The organism is Bradyrhizobium sp. AUGA SZCCT0431, assembly GCF_018131065.1.
GTDB lineage: Bacteria > Pseudomonadota > Alphaproteobacteria > Rhizobiales > Xanthobacteraceae > Bradyrhizobium.
In genome coordinates this window covers 109,049-132,843 of the sequence record NZ_JAFCLR010000009.1, presented here as the reverse complement: position 1 = coordinate 132,843, position 23,795 = coordinate 109,049, and the positions used below count along the sequence as shown (strand labels likewise).

The window sequence follows — 23,795 nt, the reverse complement described above, 5'->3', positions numbered from 1 at the left end:
AAGGGGCAACAAAAACAGTTCAGAGTCTCGCCGCAACCCCTTGTATTGCAATGAAATATCTATTGGCCCCGCTTGCTGAACCAGGACGAGACCGCGGTTGTTGCCGCTGTTTCCGGCTTCTTTGCCGGCTCCTCCACGACGACGGCCGCTCGCTTCGCCACCGCACCCCGCCGGCGCGGCGCGGGTTTTGCGCCCGGGGCAGGCGCGGGGTTGTCGCCGGTCAGCGACAGCCGTTGGCCGTCGAAGATCGCCGTCTCGCAGTTCCGCTTGTTTTCGGTCAGAACGGCGCAGATCCGGGCGGCAGCTCCGGCGTCGTTGATGGGACCGGCCACCAGCCGAAGCTGCATACCGAGCCCGTTGGTGCTTTCCTTGATCACGATAATCGGGCGGAGCGCGGCGAGCGGCGCGTTCGATCTCGATTTCAACAGCCCGCGCCACAGCGCGCGCAGGCCGGGGACCGAATTGGCGGTGCCGAGATCGACCCCGAATTGGGTCCGTTGGACCGGGACCTTCGGGGTGGTTTCCTCGTCCGCCTCGGCGTCCGTGGCCGGTACGGCCGCCATCACTTCCGGGATCGGACTCGCGATCACCGGATTTAAGTGCCTGGCGGGTTCGATCAGTTTGGTGGCGGACGGATCGGGCGGCGCCATGAAGGACTGTGAGGCGACCAGCGGCGTAGCCGGCGTCGCAGCGTCGGCCTTCGCAACTTCGATCTTCACGGTATCGATTTTCGCCGTATCGGACTTTACCGCTTCAGGCTTTATCGCCTCAGCTTTGGCCAAATCAGCTTTGGCGGCTTCAGACCTTGCCGCCTCGGTCTTCTTTACTTCGATCTTCGGCAGCTCGGTCTTGATGGTTTCCTTGGAGGTCTCCTTGGCAGTTTCCTTGCCAGGTTCTTTGGCCGGATCCTTGGCAACGGATGAAACTGCCGCCGGACCCGGTTCGGCGGGGATCGGATTGGCACCGGATTTGTCAGGCGCGGCCGCAGCCGTCTGTGTCGCCACCGGCGCCACGGCAGGTGCGGGACTTTGCGCGGCCTGATTTTGGGGAGCTTGGGGCTCGGCAGGCGAAGGCGCTGCCGGGGCGGGCGGCGATGCCGCGGCGGAATTCTGGCGGGCGATGGACCCGGTCACGGAGTCCAGCCCGCGTTCCAGGCCGGTGACGCGGGCATAGAGCCGGTCGCGATCGCTGTTGAGCGTATCGATGGCCGCGGCGAGCCGCCGCGCCTCGCGTTCCGTTTGATTGGCAACATTCTGGATCTGCTGCGCTCGCTGGCTGAGATCGGCCGCGGCCATCTGGTCGCGCTTCCATCCAAACTGGGTCTGGTTGGCCATCACGGCGACGACGACCGCGGCCACCGCACCGACGCCCCACGATCCGAGCCGCCACAGCGCGCGGCGGTCGAGATCCTCTTCCTCGGCCAGCAAACCGCTCAGCACGCCGCCGGTATCGTCCGTCTCGAGGCCGCCAGCGCGATGGTCGGAATTCTTGGCCAAACGTCTCTGGCCCTCCCGAGGCCTGCCGAATCACAGGGCAAACATTAACAGGAATTCTGCCATGATCTTGAATCCGGAACTTTGCGGGACGGCGAATCGGGTTTCCACTCACAGCGAAAACACCTAAAGACGGCGCCGTCGCCTTTGGCCCTGATAGGGATTCTTGTTTTGACGCGTTTTCTTCACGCGAACCGGATTCCACTTCGCTGGAAAACGCTCTAGTAGAGGACTTCTCATGACTGCTCGATCCAGCCTGACGGTGGTGCTCGCGGCCGGCGAGGGGACGCGGATGCGGTCCTCGCTGCCCAAGGTGCTGCACCCGGTGGCCGGCCAGTCGCTGCTGGCGCATGTGCTGGATGCCGCCCCGAATGGCGCGGGCGCCTCGCTCGCCGTCGTGATCGGGCCGGACCACAAGGCGGTCGCCGACGAGGTCGTGCGGATCCGCCCCGATGCCGCGACCTTCATCCAGCGCGAACGGCTCGGCACCGCGCATGCGGTGCTGGCGGCCCGCGATGCGCTGGCGCGTGGGGCTGACGACCTGATCGTTGCCTTCGGCGATACGCCTTTGATATCGGCCGAGACCTTTGCGCGAATGCGGGCGCCGCTGGAGAAGGGCGCAGCCCTCGCGGTGCTCGGTTTTCGCGCCGCCGACCCGACCGGCTACGGCCGCTTGCTGATCGAAGGCGAGCAGCTGGTGGCGATTCGCGAGCATGCCGATGCCAGCGCCGAGGAGCGCAAGGTCACGCTGTGCAATGCCGGCGTGATGGCGTTCGACGGCAAGAAGGCGCTCTCGATCCTCGAGCGGATCGGCAATGCCAACAGCAAGGGCGAGTATTACCTGGTCGACGCCGTCACACTCGTCAGGGACATGGGATTGGAGGCTGTCGTGATTGAAACCAGCGAGGATGAAGTGCGCGGAATCAACACCAAGGCCCAGCTCGCCGAAGCCGAAGCTGTGATGCAGGCGCGGCTGCGCAAGGCGGCGCTCGACGCCGGCGTGACGCTGATCGCGCCGGAAACCGTGCATCTCGCCGCCGACACCACCTTCGGCAACGACGTCACCATCGAGCCGTTCGTGGTGATCGGCCCCGGCGTCACCATCGCCGACGGCGCGGTGATCCATTCGTTCTCGCACATCGTGCAGGCCTCGATCGGCAAGAAGGCGTCGGTCGGCCCGTACGCGCGGCTGCGGCCGGGCACCTCGCTCGGCGACGGCGCGCGGATCGGCAATTTCGTCGAGACCAAGGCGGCTCACCTGGAAGCCGGCGTCAAGGTCAACCATCTCTCCTACATCGGCGATGCCCATGTCGGCGCCAATTCCAACATCGGCGCCGGCACCATCACCTGCAACTATGACGGCTTTTTCAAGCACAAGACCACGATCGGCGAGGGCGCTTTCGTCGGCACCAATTCGTCGCTGGTGGCGCCGGTGAAAATCGGCAAAGGCGCCTATATCGGTTCGGGCTCGGTCATCACCAAGGACGTGCCCGACGATGCGCTGGCCGTCGAGCGCAGCCCGCAGAACAACCGCGACGGCGGCGCGGCGCGCTACCGCGAGATGAAGCTGCGGGCGAAGGCGAAGAAGGAAGGTTGAGGGGTTCGCGTGCCGGAGGTCTTCGAACGACGCTGGCTCATCCTGGTCGTCCCGGCGAACGCAGATGCGCAATTGCGCATCGGGGGACCCATACCGCGTGATCTCTCGACGAAGCCTCGGTAGCAGAGACCTTCCGCAAAACTTCTCCCTGTGGTTATGGGTCCCGGCTCAAGGCCGGGACGACGTGAGGAGAATTTCTGCTTCATATCAAGTGAGCCGAGGGGATGTGCGTTCGCGTTCTCGCGACGCATTGCGCCCGAGCTTTGCCAGAAACTTCCCGCCCTCTCATTGAGAGGGCGCAGGGAAGACCGGGTGCGCGCTGCACCCGCGGTCTCGTGTGCGGTTTGCACAGAAAAGTGTGCACACGAGCATACAGGGCAGCGGAGAACACCCAGCCTTCCCTGCGCAATGGCTTTACGGCTTATAACGCGATCTCCCCGGTCGGGCCGTGCTCGTTGTCACCGTCGCTCCTCCGAAGCGTTAGCCTCTTTGGAGCTTGACGCCAGCATACGGGGCGTCAGGACCACGCGTCTTTGCCGTACACTCGACCCGCGCTCGTCAGTCGCAACTCTTGCGTCCATCGCATCCCCGTCCCACGTTCGTGACGATCGCGAGCGCCCCTCTCAGCGGGACGGGATGGCGATAATTGTGCACCTGATTTTCCTTCGGGAAAAGCGAAATATTTTTTAATTCAGGGCTTGACACGAATTCTGTAAAGCAGAATTGATTTGCCCGTCGGGTTGTTTTGTCGCAGTCAGCGTTCGTGCGGCAGATCACGGAAGTCTTGTGTCCCAACAAATAGCGTGAGGCGGCAAACGAGGGGATTCGCCCGAGCACCGATGAGGAGGATGCCAATGAACATCGATACGCAGAGTGACAGCCGAGGGCAGCAGAACGACAACCGATCCCTTAACGATGACGAGCTTGGTCGCGTGCAGGGCGGCGTCAACCTGCTCGACGTTGCGAAGGCCGTGTTGACCACCATCAGCACGGTCCTGCGCATGGCCAACGGTCGCCCGCAGCTTTGATCTGACCAAACCGGGGCGCAGAAGGGGCGCCTGACCGGCGCTCCCTGGTGCATCGGAGAGTTTTGAACACGCCACGGATGGCGTTCGGTCAATCGAAACGTTAACAGTCCCCGTCGTTAAGCTTTCCGCTTAAGACTGTCTCAATCCGCAATAATTATTGAGTAGGTGGGTAGCCGCGTTTCCCGTTAAGGGAACGTGGCGTTGCTTCGGCAAATTTTCGACGATTTGGGGATATTAAACCGCATGTGCGGCATTGTCGGCATTCTCGGACGCGCTCCGGTCGCGGAGCAGTTGGTGGATTCGCTCAAACGCCTGGAATATCGCGGCTATGATTCCGCAGGCGTCGCCACGCTGGAGGGCGACCATCTGGCGCGGCGCCGCGCCGAGGGCAAACTCAAAAACCTCGAAAAGCGGCTGGAGGCCGAACCGCTCGCCGGTCATACCGGGATCGGGCATACCCGCTGGGCCACCCACGGCCGGCCGACCGAGAACAACGCGCACCCGCACGCGACCGAACGCGTCGCCGTGGTCCATAACGGCATCATCGAGAATTTTCGCGAGTTGCGCGAGGCGCTGGAGAAAAAGGGCGCGGTCTTCAAGACCGAAACCGATACCGAGATCGTGCTGCATCTGGTCGACAATCTGCTCGCCCAGGGCATAGGTCCCGTGGAAGCGGTGAAGGCGGCGCTGTCGCAGCTGCGCGGGGCGTTCGCGCTCGGCTTCATCTTCGCCGGCGACAATGATTTGATGATCGGCGCCCGCAACGGCCCGCCGCTGGCGATCGGTCACGGCGACGGCGAAATGTATCTGGGGTCGGACGCGATTGCGCTCGGGCCGCTGACCAATACCGTCAGCTATCTCGAGGACGGCGACTGGGTGGTGCTGACGCGCAAGGGCGCCACTATCTACGACAAGGACAATGCGATCGTTCATCGCGACGCGATCAAGCACACGGCGTCGAGTTCGCTGGTCGACAAGGCGAACTACCGCCACTTCATGGCCAAGGAAATCCACGAGCAGCCGGAAGTGGTCGGCCATACGCTGGCGCGCTACGTCGACATGGCGACCGACCGCGTGATGCTGCCGGTGACGCTGCCGTTCGATTTCAGGAATGTTCAGCGCATCGCGATCGTCGCCTGCGGCACCGCGAGCTATGCCGGCCATATTGCCAAATACTGGTTCGAGCGGCTCGGCCGCGTGCCGGTCGAGGTCGATGTCGCCTCGGAATTCCGCTACCGCGAGGCGCCGCTGCGCAAGGGCGATCTGGCGATCTTTATCTCGCAGTCCGGCGAGACCGCCGACACGCTGGCGGCGCTGCGCTACGCCAAGTCGCAAGGCGTGCACACGCTCTCCGTGGTCAACGTGGCAACTTCCACGATCGCGCGCGAGAGCGAAACCGTGCTGCAGACGCTGGCGGGGCCCGAGATCGGCGTCGCCTCGACCAAGGCGTTCACCTGCCAGCTGATGGTGCTGGCCGCGCTAGCCGTTGCCGCCGGCAAGGCGCGCGGCGAATTGTCCGACGAGGATGAGACCAAGCTGGTCCATGGCCTCGTCGAAGTTCCCCGCCTGATGGCCGCGGCGCTGACGACCGAACTGCAGATTGAAAAGCTGGCGCGCGACATCGCCAAATGCCGCGACGTGCTCTATCTCGGCCGCGGCACCAGCTATCCGCTGGCGCTGGAAGGCGCGCTGAAGCTGAAGGAAATCTCCTACATCCACGCCGAGGGCTATGCCGCCGGCGAGCTCAAGCACGGCCCGATCGCGCTGATCGACGAGAACATGCCGGTGGTGGTGATCGCGCCGCATGACCGGGTGTTCGAAAAGACCGTCTCCAACATGCAGGAGGTCGCCGCCCGCGGCGGCAACATCATCCTGATGACCGACGCCAAGGGGGCTGCGGAGGCGACCATCGAATCCCTGGTCACCATCGTGCTGCCCGACATGGCTGCGACCTTTACGCCCATGGTCTATGCCGTTCCGGTCCAGCTGTTGGCCTATCATACCGCCGTGGTGATGGGCACCGACGTCGATCAGCCGCGAAATCTGGCCAAATCGGTCACGGTCGAATAGCCGCAGGGGCGTGCTTGCCGGCACCTCAGGCCTTCAAAAACCTGCTAGGATGGCTTAGCTGGAACAAGACCGGCTGCCCCCGCGACCTGGAACCGCAATGAATCCCCAAGATCTGCCCCCGTCCACCCCGGCCGACGTCCCGCCGGAAGTCGTCCATACCGGCCTGATGGCCCGTTTCCGCAACTACTTCCTCACCGGCCTGGTGGTCGCCGGACCGATTGCAATTACCTTTTATCTGACCTGGTGGTTCGTCACCTGGGTCGACGGCTTGGTACGGCCGTTCGTGCCCATTGCCTACCGGCCGGAAACCTATCTGCCGTTCGGGCTGCCGGGTTCCGGGCTGATCGTCGCCGTGATCGCGCTGACGCTGCTGGGTTTCCTGACTGCGAACCTGATCGGCCGGACCTTGGTCGACCTCGGCGAACGGCTGCTCGGCCGCATTCCGGCGGTGCGTGCGATCTATCGCGGCCTGAAGCAGGTGTTCGAGACGCTGTTCTCGGGGAACGGATCGAGCTTTCGCCGGGTCGGCCTGGTCGAGTTTCCCTCGCCGGGCATGTGGTCGATCGTGCTGATCTCGCAATCGCCAAGCGTCGACATCGCCAACAAGCTGCCCGGCCAGGACGAGCACATCTCGGTGTTCCTGCCCTGCGCGCCGAACCCGACCACGGGGTTCTTCTTCTATGTGCCGAAGAACAAGATCATCGAAATCGACATGAGCGCCGAAGACGCCGCAACGCTGATCATGTCCGCGGGCGTGGTGCAGCCGGGCTCCGATCCGCAGAAGAAGATCGCGGCACTGGCCGCCACCGCGAACGCCGCGCGCGCGGCCAACGCCGCGAATGCAGCCACGCTGCAGCCGGCGAAGGTGGAGTAGGGCACCGGCCGCTCGGCGTCATTGCGAGGAGCGCAGCGACGAAGCAATCCATCTATCCGTTATGCCGCGCGTGGATTGCTTCGCTGCGCTCGCAATGACGGGGAGAGGCCGTCACCCAGCCCCGATCAGCGGGATCGCTTCATCCCGCTCATACAAATACAGCAAACAGCGCAGCGCTTCGCCGCGGTCGCCCTTGAGCTTCGGATTGTCCTTCATGATCCGCAGCGCTTCGTCGCGGGCCTGGGTGATGAGCTGGCCGTGGACTTCGGAGCGCGCGATGCGGTAGCCGGGCAGGCCGCTTTGCCGGATGCCGAGCACGTCGCCTTCGCCGCGCAGTTTCAGGTCTTCCTCGGCGATCCTGAATCCGTCTGACGTTTCGCGGATCACTTTCAGCCGCGCGGTCGACATCTCGTTGAGCGGTTCCTTGTAGAGCAAGAGGCAGGTTGACGCCTCCGAACCGCGGCCGATGCGGCCGCGCAATTGATGCAACTGGGCGAGGCCAAAGCGTTCGGCGTTCTCGATCACCATGATCGACGCGGCGGGGACGTCGACGCCGACTTCGACCACGGTGGTGGCGACCAGGAGGCCGATTTCGTGGGCGGCGAACTGCGCCATCACGCGGTCCTTTTCCGTGCCCTTCATCTGGCCGTGGACGAGGCCGACGCGGTCGCCGAAGCGCTGTTGCAGCCGCTCGAACCGCTCGGTGGCGTTGGTGAGGTGCTCGATGCCCTCGGCTTCGGATTCCTCCACCAGCGGACAGATCCAGTAGACCAGCTTGCCGGCCTTGAGTGCCCGGCCGACGCCGTCGACGACTTCGTCGAGCCGGCTGTTGGGGACGGTGCGGGTATCGATCGGCTGGCGGCCGGCGGGCTTTTCGCGCAGTTCCGAGACGTCCATGTCGCCGAAATAGGTCAGCACCAGCGTGCGCGGGATCGGCGTCGCGCTCAGCACCAGCACATCGACGGCGTCGCCCTTGTTGGTGAGCGCCAGCCGTTCGCGCACACCAAAACGATGTTGTTCATCGACCACGGCGAGCGCCAGCGCCTTGAAGGCGACGTCGTCCTGGATCAGCGCGTGGGTGCCGACCAAAAAATCGATCTCGCCGGCTTCAAGCTGGGCGAGGATTTCGCGTCGCTCCTTGCCCTTTTCGCGCCCCGTGAGGATCGCCACCCGCATGCCGGCGCGCTCGGCCAGCGGCGTGATGGTCTTGATGTGCTGGCGCGCGAGGATTTCGGTCGGCGCCATCAGCGCCGCCTGTTTGCCCGCCTCGGTCACGGCGGCGGCCGCGAGCAGGGCGACCACCGTCTTGCCGGATCCGACGTCGCCCTGCAGCAGCCGCAGCATCCGCACCGGCTGTCGCAGATCCCCGGTGATGGCGGCAACCGCATCGCGCTGTGACGCCGTCAGCGCATAAGGCAGCGCGTCGATGATCCTGCTGCGCAGATGGCCGTCGCCGGCGTGGCGATCGCCGGCGGGACGGCGCAACTGCGCGCGCACCAGCGCCAGCGCCAGTTGACCCGCCAAAAGTTCGTCGAAGGCGAGCCGCGACCAGAACGGGCCATCGGGGAGGATGTCCGTCAGCTCGACCGGGACATGGACACGGGTGAACGCTTCCCGGATGGGCGGGAAGTGGCAGCGGCGGACGACTTCCGGACTGATCCATTCGGGCAGTTCGGGGAGTTTCTGCAGCGCCTGGGCCACAGCGCGGCGCAGCGAGCCGAGCGCGAGGCCTTCGGTCAGTGGATAGACCGGATCGATGCCGGTCAGTTTCGCAAAGGCCGCTTCATCCACGATGTTGGTGGGGTGCACGATCTGGGGAATCCCGTCGTACATCTGCAAGGTGCCCGACACGTAGCGCTTCTCGCCTGCGGGTAGCAGTTTTTCGACATAACCGGGCTTGGCGCGGAAGAACGTCAGCACCACGTCGCCGGTGTCGTCGCTGGCGTAGACGAGATAGGGCGCGCGCGAATTGCGCGGCGGCGGCGGCCGGTGGCGATCGACGGTGACCTCCAGCGTCACCACGGTTCCCTGAGCGGCTTCGCGGATCTTCGGCCGCGCCCGGCGATCGATCACGCTGGCCGGCAGATGCAGCAGCAGATCGACCAGCCGCGGCGTCTCGCTGCGGCCGAGCAGATAGCGCAGCAATTTGTCTTGCTTCGGCCCGACGCCAGGAAGCGTCGTGACCGGAGCAAACAGCGGATTGAGCAGAGGAGGGCGCATCAGGGCAAATGTAGGTCCGTTCCGGTCCGGGATGCCCGGCTTTGTGCCAGACGTCCACGGCTTTTTTGGTGTCGGACTACGATGCCTGAAACGCGCTGCCCTTGAACCGCTTGACCGGGCTGCCGCGCTCGAGGCGATCATGCGCCGCATGCGCATCATTCCGGGCCGTGATCGCTTCGAGTTCGCCCTGCAGCCTGATCAATGCCGCGATCCGCTCCAGTGCCAGCGCCTTGTTCCGATGTTGCGAGCGTTCCTCGCGCGCCACGACGGACAGACCGGTTGCGATGTGGGTCGCACGCACGGCGCTCTCGGTCTTGTTCTGATGTTGACCGCCGGGGCCGCCGGCCCGGAAGGCTTCAAAGCGAACGTCGTGCGCGGCCAGCGCTTTCGGCGCTTCGGGCGGCGCCGGAAGTTCAAAAACACCAATGAACCAGTTCTTCCGCTTGTGATGTGGCCGGAGCGGGCTCTGCGCCACCCACTGGATCGAACCGATCCACGGCCGTGCGAAGGCCGCGGCGGCATCGCCATGGATCACTGTTATCGCCGACGCCGGACCATGCCCGTCCGGATTCGGCCCATTCACGCAATCGGTATCAAGACCCAGCGAGGTCGCTTCGGCGGTGAGCGTCGCGACAGCCTTTGCGAGCGCGATCCGGCATTCCGCCGGACCGCGTCCGCTGGTGAGGAGAAGCCGGATCATCGGCGATCCTCCTTCCAGGATTTTTCGCGCTTGCCGTTGCTTGCTGCGACGCTGGATTGCGCCTTCTTGAACGTCACCAGCGGCCGGAATGTCGCCACCACGCGCGCCAGGCCGAACTCGACGAGGTCGGCGATGACGCGGTCGATGTTCTTGTAGGCCTCCGGCGCCTCTTCCACGAGCAACCCGCGATCCCCGCAGACGACGATGCCGCCGTACGGATTGCGCTCCAGCCGTGCCACGTCGGATTTCTTGCCCCGCACGCGGCCGTGCATGGATGCCCGGTCGTATTTGCGGCCCGCACCATGCGCGAGCGAGGCGAGCGCCTCGGTTTGCATCGCCGCCAGCGGCTCCACCAGATAGGACAGAGTCCCGCGCGATCCCGGCACCGGCACCAGCCCGCGATCGGAAGCCGCTGCGCCTTTCCGATGCAGCGCCATGACGTCGCCACCGATGGAGCCCTGACGCTCGACCATGTTGTGGGCCAGATCGTTCAGCGGACGCAGGTCCGCACGCGCTGCCGCTGCGGCCCGCTCTGCGATGATGCGACGGTTGAGCCTGGCCCATCGCACGGCGTGATCATGCGCGTCCATGTAGGATCCGCCGTCTTCACTCGCGGGATCAAGCGCTGCTTGCCCGTTCGACAGGACGCGTTCCAGAATCGAGTAGCCGAGACCGCGCGAACCGGAATGAACCAGGACATAGGCCTGATCCCGGTCCAGTCCCGCTTGCGCGGCGGTCTCCGGCGCAAGGATTTCCTCGATGGCCTGGATCTCGCAGAAATGATTGCCGCCGCCGATGCTGCCGAGCGAAGCATCGAACGTGGTGGCGTCAAGACCGGTGTCAGCCAGGACGCCGGCGACATCGCCGTCCCAGGGTTGATCGAGCGAGCTCAAGCGGTCGGCCAGCTGGTCGAGCCGCAGCTTGCGTGCGGCAATATCGAGTTCAAACAGTCCCATGCCGCAGCCGATGTCGGAGCCGACCAGCTGCGGATGAATCCGGTCGGCCAGAATGGCGCAACCGACGGGACCATATTTGCCGGGATGCAGATCCGGCATGGCGGCGACCGCCCGGACTCCAGCCAGGCCGGCGACCTGTTCCAGTTGAAGCGTGGCGTTGCCCTCGATCCAGGATTTGGACGAGGCGAAGACATGGATCGGCGCACGGCCGTCCATCTTGGGAGAAGTGCCCATTTGAAAGCTTTCAGAGAGATTTGGGTTAGTCGACGCGCACCGCACAGCTCTCGCTGACTTAAGCGCGTGATTTCCCAAGCGGCGCGGCTAACGCACGCGCCCTCAGGCGATGCCCTCGACGGGGCGGCGAGACATCAACGTCATCGAGCCTTCTCCCTGATGATCGTGCCAAAATCGGCCACTGATCGCGCAGATCACATACCGGCGAAACGCAAAAGCTGCAAGTCCGCCGCGCCAAGCTATTGTCGCATGTCACGGGCATCAGGTTCACATGCATCAAGTTCACTTGGACTTTCACTTGGATTTGCGCCGGAAACGCTACTGACATTCGCTGCGGCCATGGCTATATCAACCCCGCCCGGCACGTCCGGGCTTTTGGCGTTCGGATGGGAATGGGACAATGACGGGTTCGACACGATCGAGCGGTGGCCTCGATGACCGCCGCAAGCGGCTTTTGTTTCGCTGCTGGCATCGCGGCACCCGCGAGATGGATCTCATCCTCGGGCGCTTTGCCGACGCCGAGATCGCTGATCTGTCTGAGAGCGACATGGCCGAGTTGGAACGGCTGCTCGAGGTGCCCGATCCCGACCTCTATGCCGCGCTGACCGGCGAAAAGCCGCTCGATCCCGAATACGCCAGCGCGCTGTTCGATCGCATCAAGGCGCGTCGCGCCGTGGATCACGACGCATGAAGTCACCTGTGAAATCTCCTGCTGCGCTGCTGGCTCCCGGCCGCGCGCTGACTTTTGCCAATGTCGCCGAGGGCGCGGAAGGGCTGGTCGTCGCTGACCTCGCACGCGCGGTCGCCGCCAAGCCGAAGCCACCGGCGGTGAGCCTTGCGGTGGTGTGCCGCGACGGCTCCCGCATGCAGCAACTGGCGCGGGCGCTGGAATTCTTCGCGCCCGATTTGCCGGTCATGCAGTTTCCGGCCTGGGACTGCCAGCCCTACGATCGGGTGTCGCCGCATGGCGGCGTCCTGGCCCAGCGCCTGACCACGCTGGCGCGGCTGTCGCGGCTTCAAGGCAGCGACAAGCCGCTGATCGTGCTGACCACGGTCAACGCCATCGTCCAGCGCGTTCCGGCGCGCGAGGTGGTGGCGGCGCAGGCGCTGTCGGTGGCGCCCGGTCACGTCGTGCCGATGGACTCCATCGTCGCCTGGCTGGAGCATAATGGCTACAACCGCTCCTCGACGGTGCGCGAGCCCGGCGAATACGCCGTGCGCGGCGGCATTCTCGACCTCTTTCCGGCCGGGCTCGACCAGCCGGTGCGGTTCGATTTCTTCGGCGACAGCCTGGAATCGATCCGCACGTTCGACGCCGAAACCCAGCGCACGCTGCTCGACATGCGCGCGCTCGATCTGGTGCCGGTCTCGGAATTCCAATTGGTCACCGAGACCATCCGCCGCTTTCGCATGGGCTATGTCGCGACCTTCGGCGCGCCGCAGCGCGACGATCTGCTCTATGAAGCCGTCAGCGAAGGCCGCCGCCATCCCGGCATGGAGCACTGGCTGCCGTTGTTCCAGGAACGGATGGACACGCTGTTCGACTATCTCGACGGCGCGCCGGTCGCGATCGAACCACAAGGGGAGGACGCTGCCCGCGAGCGTTTCAAGCAGATCGCGGATTATTATGAAGCGAGGCGCGAGGCGCTGGAGCATCCCGGGGGCGGCGCGATCTACAAGCCGCTGCCGCCCGACCGGCTGTATTTGACCGAGCAGGAGTGGACGACACGATTGGAGGAAGCCGCGCTGGCGCGGCTGACGCCGTTCGCGGTGCCCGACGACAGTTCTGACGTGTTCGATGCCGGCGCGCGGCAGGGGCGCAACTTCACGCCGGAGCGCGCCGATAGCTCCGTCAACGTCTTCGAGGCCGTCGTCGCCCATGTGCTGGCGCTGCAGGCGCAGCGCAAGAAGGTCGTGATCACGCTGTGGAGCGAGGGCTCGCGCGACCGCATGGGCAGCATGCTGCGCGATCACAAGCTGCTCAACCTCACCAGCGTCAACACCTGGCGCACCGTGCAGGCGACCCCGCGCAACGAGGCCATGCTGGCGGTGGTCGGCATGGAATCCGGTTTCGAGACTGACGACGTCGCCGTCATCAGCGAACAGGACATCCTCGGCGACCGCCTGGTGCGGCCGCGCAAGGCGAGCCGCAAGCTCGATAATTTCATCTCGGAGGTCACGAGTCTCGCCGCCGGCGATCTCGTGGTGCATGTCGAGCACGGCATTGGCCGCTTCATCGGGCTGCAGACGCTGGAAGTCTCCGGCGCGCCGCATGACTGCCTCGAACTGCACTACGCCGCCGAAACAAAACTGTTCCTGCCGGTCGAGAACATCGAACTGCTGTCGCGCTACGGCTCCGACCACGCCAACGTCGAATTGGACCGCCTTGGCGGCGGCGGCTGGCAGGCGCGAAAAGCAAAACTCAAGAACCGCATCCGCGAGATCGCGGGCGAACTGATCAAGATCGCGGCCGAACGCCATCTGCATGAAGCGCCGAAAATGCCGGTGCAGCCGCATGTCTATGACGAGTTCTGCGCACGCTTCCCCTATGAAGAGACCGAGGACCAGCTCGGCGCCATCACGTCCACGCTGAAAGACCTCGAAAGCGGCCGGCCGATGGACCGGCTGATCTGCGGCGACGTCGGCTTCGGCAAGACGGAAGTAGCGTTACGGGCGGCGTTTGCCGTCGCGCTCGACGGCAAGCAGGTCGCAGTGGTGGTGCCGACCACGCTCCTGGCGCGGCAGCACAGCAAGACCTTTGCCGAACGGTTTAGAGGTTTCCCCGTCAACGTCGCACAGGCCTCAAGGCTGGTCGCGCCGAAGGAACTGACGCAGGTCAAGAAGGGGCTTTCGGAAGGCAATGTCGACATTGTCGTCGGCACCCATGCGCTGCTCGGCAAGGCGATCAAGTTCAGGGATCTCGGCCTCTTGATCGTCGACGAGGAACAGCACTTTGGCGTCAGCCACAAGGAACGGCTCAAGCAATTGCGGGCGCAGGTGCATGTGCTGACGCTGAGCGCGACGCCGATCCCGCGCACGCTGCAGCTGGCGTTGACCGGCGTGCGCGATCTCTCGATCATCGCTTCGCCGCCGGTCGATCGCCTCGCGGTGCGCACCTTCGTGGCGCCGCATGATCCCCTGATGATCCGCGAGGCGCTGCTGCGCGAACGCTACCGCGGCGGCCAGGCGTTCTATGTGGTGCCGCGCATCGAGGACCTCGCGGGCGTCAAGGACTTCCTCGACAAGCACGTGCCGGAGATGAAGGTTGCGGTTGCCCACGGCCAGATGCCGCCGACCGTGATCGAAGACATCATGTCGGCGTTCTACGACGGCAAATACGACATCCTGCTCTCGACCACGATCATCGAATCCGGGCTTGATATTCCCTCGGCCAATACGCTGATCGTGCACCGCGCCGACATGTTCGGCCTGGCGCAGCTCTACCAATTGCGCGGCCGGGTGGGGCGCTCGAAACTGCGGGCCTATGCGCTGTTCACGCTGCCGGCGCAGCAGAAGATCACCGGGCAGGCCGAGCGACGGCTGAAGGTGCTGCAATCGCTGGAGACACTGGGCGCCGGCTTCCAGCTCGCGTCCCACGACCTCGACATCCGCGGCGCCGGCAATCTGCTCGGCGAGGAACAATCCGGCCACATCAAGGAAGTCGGCTTCGAGCTTTATCAATCGATGCTGGAAGAGGCGATCCTCAACCTCAAGGCCGGTGTGGTCGAGCCCGCGGCCGACCGCTGGTCGCCGCAGATCACCATCGGCATGCCCGTGCTGATCCCGGAGGATTACGTCAACGACCTCGCGGTACGGCTGTCGCTGTACCGCCGGCTCGCCGATCTCGAGACCGACGAAGAGATCGACAATTTCGCCGCCGAAATGCGCGACCGTTTCGGCGTGCTGCCGGACGAGGTGCGCTATCTGTTCAAGGTCGCCGCGATCAAGGCCTATTGCCGAAGGGCCAATGTCGAGAAGGTCGATGCCGGGCCGAAGGGCGCCGTCATCAGCTTCCGCGACAACAAGTTCGCGCAGCCGGACCGGCTGGTGTTCTTCATCCGCCAGCACGGCCAGGCCGCCAAGGTGCGCCCGGACATGAAGGTGGTGTTCCTGCAGATATGGAAGACGCCGGAAGAGCGGCTGATGGGCACGACGGAGATTTTGCGCCAGCTCGCCAACCTCGCGGAGAACAAGAAGGCGGCGTAAGCGCTTTGTAGGGTGGGCAAAGGCGCGCTTGCGCCGTGCCCACCATGGAGCGTGGTGGGCACGCTTCGCTTTGCCCACCCTACGAAGATATCAGCTCGACAATTGCCGTGTGATCGCGGGCGTCTGTTTCGAGGGCTTGCAGTTTGCGATCACGACCTTCGGCAATAGCCCGCTGCCTGTCTTCTTGATTGTTATCGCGCCATCTCCGGCGGTGGCTACATCGAGCTTCACCTCCAACTTGGCGAATCCACTGATCTTGCCGTCGGACACGGAGGATATCAGCGTGTGCTCGGGCGAGTATGTGGCCCTGGTGCGCGCGGTGTACTTGTACCCGCTAAGCCAGCTGAACCAGCGGGAGCCGCTCACGTTCGGCATTTTTCCCAACACGCCCGTCGATTCCCACGCATAGCTGACGCCGTTGAAATCGATCACCAGGTGCACCTGGTCGCCGGGCGCGAATGCGCCACTCAGCGTTGCCGTGTCGCCGCCCTGGTCGAACAGCTTACGGGCATTCGCCTCGAATTCATGGCAGTTGCTCGAACCGGCGGTGGCAGCTTCCGCGACGGCGGCGGGAGGTTTCGTGTCGTCGTTTGCCTTGTTGAACAGCGAGAGCCCTCCCACAAGCGCAAGGACTATCGCAAACAAGGCGATGCTCCGAGCTTTCCAATTTGGCTCCGTGTTGTCTCTCGGCATTGCCTCGTCCTCACCGGGTGGGCGCAAAGCGCCCGCGCCCGTCGGCCCAGGCGACGAGCAGCATCCGCCTTGTGTGTCGCCCCAGCAGCCCAGCGGGTTCATGGACGATAACAAGGGACGTCTCACCATTGACCGGTGGTGGATTTTGGGATCGGCCCGTTGGGTTTCCACTTCTTCGAAGACCCGACCTGAGGCCTTCACGACGCGGCGCGATGCGCCTCTTCGCCGAGGCGCGCGAGCAGCGCCTTCGCGGAGTCCTTCGACTCCAGCGTCGCGACCGTCACGGTTGGTTCTGCGCGCGTGTCGCGCTTGCCGTGGCTGGTGTGGCGCATCACGCTGGACAGCCGCCGCGCGATCGTATGCGCGGTCTTGAGGTCGGTCTCGGCGAAGGCGACGAGGACCGATCCGTCATCGCAAACGGCACCAAAATCCATCTGCCGCATCAGCCGGCTGATGATGCGCGCGCCGTCGAACTGGGCGCGGGGATGCGCGGGGTCGAAGGCGAAGCGCGCAACCGACAGGCCGCCGCCGCGTTGCTGGGTCTGGTAGACCGCGCTGGCGAAGTCGCGTTCGAAGGCGGTTGGTGTGAGCAGGCCGGTGCGGGCATCGATCAAACCCTCGGCGTCGATCGAGCGCAGCGTCCGGCTCAAATGCGCTTCGAAGGCATGCTGGCGGATCAGAGGCAACGCGGTCGCCACCATTTGTGCGGGCTCGCCCAAGAGGATTTCGAGGTTCGGCAATTCATAGGCCGGCAACAGATCGCCTGACGTCACCACCACAGGCAGATGGCGGAAGCGGGCGTCTTCCGCCAGCACGGTCAGGAAAGCATCGACCACGCGCGGGCTAAAACCTTCGCTGACCACGATGCCGTCGATGTCGCGCGCATTGAGATGCTTCGCCGCAGCCTCGATACTGAGCGCGCCGACCACGCCGGTTTGTTCGCCGAGCGAGACCGACAGCGTGGGGTAGGCGCCGCCGCGGCCGACCAGCAGCACGGTAGCATCTCGGAAGGTGTCGATGTCCGAGAGCGCGATCCGGGTGGCCGGTACCAGCCGGCGCATCACGGTCGCGTGCAGCGAGCGGATGCGCAGCGCCGCGCGCAGGCGCGCGACGAGGCGGTTGGAGTCTCCGAGTTCTTGAGAATTTTGGCTCTGGAAAAATGGAATGACGTTTTCGGGCAACGTTCCCTGCGGATCGACCGCGATCAGCGGCAGGTAAGGTTGGTGGGCCGCAATCGGCGCGGCGAGTGCGGCAAGCGTGGCCTGATCGACGTCGGACGTGGCGGCCAATACCGCCGCTGGCTGCAGCTGTTCGACCGCGCGGCCTGCGTCCGCCCATTCGGCCTCGACGACCGGAAACAGCTTTGCGACATCGAGCGCTGCGGCAAACGACGGACGCCTTGCGGTCGCTACGACGAGGATCGGGCCTTGCTGGGACATCTGACAACTCGGATCAAGCGCGCCATTTATGAGAGCGCGATCCTAGTTTGCCGGGCTTAATGTGGCGTCAACGCAAGCCGCGAAATTGCGCTCAGGTGGTGTTGGCCCGGTCGCGAAACGCTTCGACCATCAACGGGTTAAGCCCGAGTTCCGTCAGCGCGTCGCGGGCGCGGGCGTTGTCCTGGGCCCGGCCGGCAAGCCGATGGCCGCTAAGGCGATCCGGCAATGCCGTGAGCAGCGCGCCTTGCCCGAGCCGCCGGGCCCATTCCTGCAGGTCCTGCGCCAGGAAGCGGTAGCCGCCAACCGCCATGATGCCGGACGGCGGCGCGGTGATGTTGATGGCGCCGGTCGAGCGGTCGAGCCGGGCGGAATAATCGGTGTCGACGTAATCGCGCGGCGGGGCTGCGATCAGCGAGTCGCTGGGGGGCGGTGGGGGCGCATAGGCCGCGACCGGGATCATCGGTCCGCGCAGTCCCAGGGTGCCCCGCGGCGTCAGCAGGATGTCGCCCGCGATCGAGGAGCCCGGCAGTTCGCGCGGCGCCCCGTGCGGTCCTGACTTGATCAGGGCCGGCGAACCGTCGTCCGCAATCCGGCGCGCCCCGAACAAACCGACTTCGCCGAACAGATAGACGTCGGTCAGCGTTGCCTGCTGGGTCGACCAGGACGCGCTCGACATCACCTGTTCCGGCGCGCGCCACAAGCCGATGACGTTGCGCAGGGAGGGCAGGCTGCCCGCGAGGTCGAGTTCGTCCAGCCGCAACGCCAGTTGGGCCGGGGCAATCAGCGTATCGCAGGCATACTCGTTGACCTGCTGCTCCAGCACCTCTTCGTCGAAGGGATGGTGCAGCACCAGGGTTCCGCCCGACAACAGCCAGACCGTCAGCGTCGAGGCGAGGCCGGCAAACGACATTGGCGAGAACGCCGACAGGATCGTTGCGCCCTGTGGGACGTCGCTTTCGAGCGAGACCGAAAGCCCTCCGGCGATCAGGCCGAGATGGGCGCGCGGCACGGGCCGGAAACCTTCCGACGTCAGATCGAACGAGATCAGCGCCGCCTTGCGGCCATCCTGGATCACCGCGCGCGCGGTGGTGGATTCCCTCAGGATCGCGTTGTCGAGGGAGGCCATGCCTTCCGGCAAATCGGTGCCGAAGCCGCAGACATGGCGGATCGAAAACGCTTCGGCCGCGGCATTCATGGCCAGATCCGCATAGACGATGCCGTCGACCTTGCTTGTGGTGACGATCGCCCGCGCCGCGGTGCGGTTGAGCGCCATGGTCAGTTCCGCCTGCCGCCACAGCAAGGGCAGCACGGCGACCACCAGTCCGGCGCGATAGGCGGCCAGAATTGTCAGCGCGAATTCGATGGTGTTCGGCAGCTGGACCGCGATCACCGAGTTGGCCGGCAATCCCGATTCGATGAAATGCGCAGCCAGCGCGGAAATGGCGCGGTCGGCCTGCGCATAGGTGAGGCGCTTCGGCGTCTGCCCGGTGACGCGCTGCTTGTTCGGCGGATCGACCAGCGCCGTCGCATCCGGCTGCCGTGCCAGTGACCGCTTGAACAACGTATCGAGCGTGGGCGAAGCGGCTGGCAGGGTCACGGCGTCACTTCGATGGCACTAGAGTCTTGATTTGACGCGTTTTCTTCGCGCGAACCGGTGTCCACTTCGCTGGAAAACGCTCTGGGCGGTTGCATCATTTGGCGTCCGGTCTGTGCCACCACGTCTCCGGCAGGTAGCCCGTCAAGGCGATGGTTGAAGGCCGTTCTACCCGATTCCATCGCGCGATCCATTGCTCGGCGACGTTAAACAACGGGATAGCGTAGAAGCCCGACATCAGGGTCCGGTCCAGCGCCCGCACCGCCGAGACGAATTCCGGCCGCTCGCGGGCCTCCAGCAGCGCCGCGATCAGGGCGTCGATCGCCGGGTCCTTTGCGCCCATGTAGTTCCTTGTGCCGGGGATATCGGCGGCCTGGCTGCCCCAATAGAACGACTGCTCATTGCCGGGTGACAGCGACTGGTCCCAGCGGTTCTGCAGCATGTCGAACTCGTAGCCGAGCCGGCGCTGGTCGAATTGCACCGGATCGACCGCGCGCACGCTGGCCTCGATGCCGGCGCGCTTGAGGTCTCTGGCGTAGGCCAGCGCGATCCGTTCCTGATCGCGCGTCGTGACCAGGATTTCGAAGGTGAGGGGTGCTTTGGTCGCGCGCTGGCGCAGCACGGTGCCGTCGAGCACGTAGCCGGCCTCGGACAGCAGCGTGAGGGCGGCCCGCAGCGCCGCGCGGTCGCGGCCCGAACCGTCTGACACGGGCAGGCGGAAGCTGCCGTCGAGAATGTCAGGCGGGATGTGCGCCAGATACGGCTTCAACAGTTCGCGCTCGCGCGCATCGGCGGCGCGGCCATAGGCTGATAATTCCGACCCGGCGAAGAAGCCTCCGGCACGCGTATAGAGGCCGAAGAAGTAGTTGCGGTTGATCCATTCGAAATCGAACAGCAGCGTCAGGGCGCGCCGCACGCGGACGTCGGCAAACACCGCGCGGCGGGTATTGAACACCAAATACTCCGACGGCTGCGGCATCGCCGGCTTGATGACGTCGCGGATCAGCTCGCCGCTGCGGGCGGCCGGGAAATCATAGCCGTCGTGCCAGCGCAGCGGCTCGGATTCGTTGCGGAAATCATAGAGCCCGCGCTTGAAGGCTTCGAACTGGCCGTTGGACTCGCGGTAGTAATCGAACCGGATCTCGTCGAAGTTCCACAGGCCGCGGTTCGCCGGCAGGTCACGGCCCCAATAATCGGGATTGCGCGTCAGCGTGACGCTGGCGCCGGGGCGCACCGCAGTGACGCGATAGGGACCGGAACCGACCGGTCCGGTCATGGTCGTATCCTCAAAGGTTTCGGGATCGACCGCATGGCGCGGCAATACCGGCATCAGGCCGAGGATCAGCGGCAGTTCGCGGTCGGGCGCGCCGCCGAAATCGAACCTGATGGTGAGCGGGTCGGGCGCCTCGGCCTTGCCGACCTTGGCGTAATACTGGCGGTGGTTGGGGCGGCCGCGGTCGCGCAGCAGCGCCCAGGAAAACAGCACGTCGTCGGCCGTTACCGGCTTGCCATCCGAGAACCGCGCCCGGGGATCGAGGTGGAACGTGACATAGCTTCTGATGTCGTCGGTCTCGACGCTCCTGGCGAGCAGCCCGTAGAGCGTGAAGGCCTCGTCGTTGCCGCGGCTCATCAGGCTCTCGACGACAAAGCCCCTGATCTGCTGCAGGGCGAGGCCTCGGACGATGAACGGGTTGAGGCTGTCGAAGGTGCCAAGCAGACCCCAGACCAGCCGGCCGCCCTTCGGTGCATCCGGTTTGGCATAGGGCATGTGGGCAAAATCGGCGGGCAGGGCCGGCGCACCATGCATGGAGATCGCATGGCTTTCACCAGCGCGGGCCTTGCCCGCGAGCGTCATCGGCAACAGGCCGAGCGCGAGCACAACGCTGGCGAGAATACCAAGCCGGATACGTCCAAAGGCTACCATCTGCACGCGCGGATTTGATTCGGGATCACACACCAGGGAGCTTTACCATAGGCCTTGACCACAGGCCTCGGCGTCCACCGAGACCGCGGCCAAAGATGCTTGTCGGCATTGATCTTTTCGTCTGCCGCTGTATTGAAGGCGTGCAATTGACCAGGGCGGTGACGCCTGTCACGTATCCGCCTCAATTGACTAGGAGACAGCCGCCCAAACGGCTAGGTGTCGGTGCCTGCAGCGGTTTCGGGCGCTCCCGTTCAGAAAGGGTTTTCCGCAATGAATTTCCGTATCTTGGCCGTCCGGCCGCATGGGCGGGTTGCCGCCTTGTTGGCGGCGACGGCATTATCCGCGACGTTGCTCGTCGCGGGCGCGCAGGCCCAAACCCCGGCTCCGGCCCCCGGTGCCCCCGCAGCGGCGCCCAAGGAGGCCCCGAAGGCCGCTCCCAAGGCTCCCCCGAAAGCCGCTCCGAAGGCTCAAGCGCCCGCCGCCCCGAACGCCCAGCCGGCCCCGCCAGCGGCCGCCGGCGGCGCTCCCCCGGCAGGCGGTCAGTCGCAGGACCAGCAGGTCCAGCTGATCTATGCGCCCTGGACCAAATTCTGCCTCAAGGGGCAGGACGCCGGCGCCAAGCAGGTCTGCTTCACCGGCAAGGACGGGCGCATCGAGTCCGGCCAGCCGGTCATCGCGGCCGTCATCATCGAGCCGGAAGGCGAGCCGAAGAAGATCCTGCGCGTGACGCTGCCGCTCGGCATGCAGCTCGTGCACGGCACCCGCGTCATCGTCGATGCCAATCCTCCGGCGCAGAGCCCCTATGTGATCTGCTTCCAGAACGGTTGCATGTCGGACTACGAAGTGACCCCGGAACTGCTGGCCAACCTGAAGAAGGGCCAGAATCTGGTGGTCCAGGCGATCAACTCCAACGGGGCGCCGCTAACGCTGCCGCTGCCGCTGGCCGAATTCGCCAAGGCCTATGACGGCCCGCCGACCGACCCCAAGGAATTCGAAAAGACCCAGCAGAAGCTGCAGGAAGAGCTGCAGAAGCGGGCTGAAGAAGCGCGCAAGAAGCTCGAGGCCAACCCGCCCGCCGGCGGCGCGCCGGGCAACGCCAATCCGGCGGCCAAGTAACGCCGCTTCGATCGACAAACAAAAAGGCGCCCGGTCCGGGCGCTTTTTTTCGTTCAGAGGAGATTTGTAGCCCGGATGAAGCCAGGTCAGTTCAGCGAGGGATTGCGCGGACGATAGCCGCCGGACTTGTCCTTGACGAAGATCTCGGCGACCTGCGAATGCCGGATCGGTTCGCCGGAATCGTCGGGCAGCAGATTCTGCTCGGAGACATAGGCGACGTATTCGGAGTCCGAATTCTCCGCCAGCAGATGATAGAACGGCTGGTCCTTGTGCGGCCGAACGTTCTCAGGGATCGACAACCACCATTCCTCGGTATTGTTGAATACCGGATCGATGTCGAAAATCACGCCCCGGAATGAAAACACCCGGTGACGGACGATCTGACCGATCTGGAATTTGGCGGTGCGCGCTTTGATCATACCTCGTCGAATAGACCATGATTGTGGCCGATGCTAGGGGCAAAAGGTTGAATTAACTCTCAAGTCCGGCTGGCACATCCGGCGCCAGCCCCAAGAAAACATTGACGAAACGCTGACGAAAAGACCTCCATTGCATGGCCGATATCCTCAATCTGGCGATTCCCTATTTCGGGGTAATCTTCATCGGCTTTGCCTGCGGCAAGACCAGGGGGCTGCCGGAGGCGGGGCTGGCCTGGATGAATTTCTTCCTGCTCTATGTCTCGCTGCCGGCCCTGATGTTCGGCATCATGGCCAAGACGCCGTTTTCGGAACTCAACAACCCGCCATTCCTGATCGCGACCACGCTCGGGACGGTGATCGCCTTCGTCGTTGCCGTGGTGACGGGCCGGGTCATCGGCGACTTGTCGCTGCGCAAGGCGACCCTGGCCGGGCTGGCCGGCGCCTATGGCAATATCGGCTATATGGGCCCGGGGCTGGCGCTCGCCGTGCTCGGCGCCAAGGCGGCGGCGCCGACCGCGCTGATTTTCTGTTGCGACAGCATTTTCCTGTTTTCGATCGTGCCGATATTGATCGCGTTCACCGATCGCGAGCATCGCTCGCTGCTGCACACGCTCGGCATCGTGGTGCGGCAGATCGTGCTCAACCCGCTGATCATGTCGGCCGGCGCCGGCGCGCTCGCCGCGGCGCTGCATTTTCGGCCCCCCGTCGCGATCGACAACACGCTGGTGTTTTTGCAGAACGCCGCGGCACCGACGGCGCTGTTCGTGCTGGGCGTGACCGTCGCGTTGCGCCCGTTCGATCGCGTGCCCCGGGAGGTGCCCGGCGTGATCGCGGTCAAACTCCTGATCCATCCGCTGATCGTGTTCGCTCTGATGCTGCTGTTCGGGCCGTTCGCGCAGCCCTGGGCGGCCACCGCGATCCTGATGGCGTCGCTGCCGCCGGCGCTCAACGTGTTCGTGATCGCGCGGCAGAACAACACCTGGATCGAGCCGGCATCGGTCGCCGTCCTGATCGGAACCTTCGCCTCCGTCGTCACGCTGACCAGCGTGATGTGGTTCATCCAGAGCGGCAGGCTGGCGTTTCCTTGAAGGCAACGAATAGAGCGTAGACTCACTAGAACGGGACAACCTGCATTTCCGAGATTGCCTCCTAACCGGACATGCCGCGGACATGCCAAATCGACGCGAATGACCCAAACCGGTCCTGTCCCCCGGGCAGCCATTTCGCAGGGA

17 protein-coding genes are annotated in these 23,795 nt (G+C 64.8%); 8 read left to right on the top strand and 9 right to left on the bottom strand.

Going from position 1 to position 23,795, the window contains the following annotated elements; all coding sequences use genetic code 11:
* Positions 1-59: 59 nt before the first annotated feature.
* Entirely contained in the window at positions 60-1,496 is a 1,437-nt protein-coding gene (locus JQ567_RS10790) for a hypothetical protein (RefSeq protein ID WP_212438792.1), read from the bottom strand.
* Between the two features lie 235 nt (positions 1,497-1,731).
* Here JQ567_RS10790 and glmU point away from each other — a divergent pair, with 235 nt between their 5' ends.
* The 4 genes from glmU (at position 1,732) to JQ567_RS10770 (ending at position 7,062) form a co-directional block, all read left to right on the top strand.
* A complete protein-coding gene (gene glmU, locus JQ567_RS10785; protein WP_212438791.1) occupies positions 1,732-3,090 on the top strand; it encodes a bifunctional UDP-N-acetylglucosamine diphosphorylase/glucosamine-1-phosphate N-acetyltransferase GlmU in 1,359 nt (452 codons plus the stop codon).
* A gap of 854 nt (positions 3,091-3,944) precedes the next feature.
* Complete coding sequence (locus JQ567_RS10780) at positions 3,945-4,118, top strand: hypothetical protein (protein ID WP_212438790.1); 174 nt, start codon at positions 3,945-3,947, stop codon at positions 4,116-4,118.
* 243 nt (positions 4,119-4,361) lie between these two features.
* On the top strand, positions 4,362-6,188 hold the full coding sequence (gene glmS / locus JQ567_RS10775) for a glutamine--fructose-6-phosphate transaminase (isomerizing) (RefSeq protein ID WP_212438789.1): 1,827 nt from the start codon (positions 4,362-4,364) through the stop codon (positions 6,186-6,188).
* A 97-nt stretch (positions 6,189-6,285) separates the two neighbouring features.
* A complete protein-coding gene (locus JQ567_RS10770; protein WP_212438788.1) occupies positions 6,286-7,062 on the top strand; it encodes a DUF502 domain-containing protein in 777 nt (258 codons plus the stop codon).
* Positions 7,063-7,173: 111 nt separating this feature from the next.
* On the opposite strand, the gene recG is transcribed toward JQ567_RS10770, so the two are convergent.
* The 3 genes from recG to JQ567_RS10755 all read right to left on the bottom strand — a co-directional run bounded on the left by recG (position 7,174) and on the right by JQ567_RS10755 (position 11,172).
* Positions 7,174-9,282, bottom strand: a complete 2,109-nt coding sequence (recG, locus tag JQ567_RS10765; RefSeq protein WP_212438787.1) for an ATP-dependent DNA helicase RecG — start codon at positions 9,280-9,282, stop codon at positions 7,174-7,176.
* Between the two features lie 76 nt (positions 9,283-9,358).
* Complete coding sequence (gene prfH, locus JQ567_RS10760) at positions 9,359-9,982, bottom strand: peptide chain release factor H (protein WP_212438786.1); 624 nt, start codon at positions 9,980-9,982, stop codon at positions 9,359-9,361.
* Positions 9,979-11,172, bottom strand: a complete 1,194-nt coding sequence (locus JQ567_RS10755; protein ID WP_212438785.1) for an RNA ligase RtcB family protein — start codon at positions 11,170-11,172, stop codon at positions 9,979-9,981. Before JQ567_RS10755 ends, prfH begins: the two co-directional genes overlap by 4 nt.
* Positions 11,173-11,572: 400 nt before the next feature.
* Between JQ567_RS10755 and JQ567_RS10750 the strand changes: the two genes are divergently transcribed.
* Positions 11,573-11,863, top strand: a complete 291-nt coding sequence (locus JQ567_RS10750; RefSeq protein ID WP_212438784.1) for a succinate dehydrogenase assembly factor 2 — start codon at positions 11,573-11,575, stop codon at positions 11,861-11,863.
* Positions 11,860-15,378: a transcription-repair coupling factor gene (mfd, locus tag JQ567_RS10745; protein WP_212438783.1), complete on the top strand. Its 3,519-nt coding sequence runs from the start codon at positions 11,860-11,862 to the stop codon at positions 15,376-15,378. Before JQ567_RS10750 ends, mfd begins: the two co-directional genes overlap by 4 nt.
* A 90-nt stretch (positions 15,379-15,468) precedes the next feature.
* Here the strand turns inward: mfd and JQ567_RS10740 are convergent, their stop codons facing one another.
* The 4 genes from JQ567_RS10740 to JQ567_RS10725 form a co-directional block, all read right to left on the bottom strand.
* Positions 15,469-16,023 (bottom strand): hypothetical protein, encoded by a 555-nt coding sequence (locus JQ567_RS10740; protein ID WP_212438782.1) that lies wholly within the window; start codon positions 16,021-16,023, stop codon positions 15,469-15,471.
* Positions 16,024-16,268: 245 nt separating this feature from the next.
* Positions 16,269-17,510, bottom strand: a complete 1,242-nt coding sequence (locus JQ567_RS10735) for a GGDEF domain-containing protein (RefSeq protein ID WP_212438781.1) — start codon at positions 17,508-17,510, stop codon at positions 16,269-16,271.
* 91 nt (positions 17,511-17,601) lie between these two features.
* A complete protein-coding gene (locus JQ567_RS10730; RefSeq protein WP_212438780.1) occupies positions 17,602-19,107 on the bottom strand; it encodes a class I adenylate-forming enzyme family protein in 1,506 nt (501 codons plus the stop codon).
* Between the two features lie 94 nt (positions 19,108-19,201).
* Positions 19,202-21,028, bottom strand: a complete 1,827-nt coding sequence (locus JQ567_RS10725; RefSeq protein ID WP_212438898.1) for an extracellular solute-binding protein — start codon at positions 21,026-21,028, stop codon at positions 19,202-19,204.
* Between the two features lie 270 nt (positions 21,029-21,298).
* On the opposite strand from JQ567_RS10725, the gene JQ567_RS10720 reads away from it, so the two are divergent.
* A complete protein-coding gene (locus JQ567_RS10720; protein ID WP_212438779.1) occupies positions 21,299-22,144 on the top strand; it encodes an invasion associated locus B family protein in 846 nt (281 codons plus the stop codon).
* A gap of 86 nt (positions 22,145-22,230) precedes the next feature.
* Here JQ567_RS10720 and hspQ read toward each other — a convergent pair whose 3' ends face one another.
* A complete protein-coding gene (gene hspQ / locus JQ567_RS10715) occupies positions 22,231-22,563 on the bottom strand; it encodes a heat shock protein HspQ (RefSeq protein ID WP_212031571.1) in 333 nt (110 codons plus the stop codon).
* Between the two features lie 134 nt (positions 22,564-22,697).
* Between hspQ and JQ567_RS10710 the strand changes: the two genes are divergently transcribed.
* Positions 22,698-23,651 (top strand): AEC family transporter, encoded by a 954-nt coding sequence (locus JQ567_RS10710; protein WP_212438778.1) that lies wholly within the window; start codon positions 22,698-22,700, stop codon positions 23,649-23,651.
* Positions 23,652-23,795 lie beyond the last annotated feature (144 nt).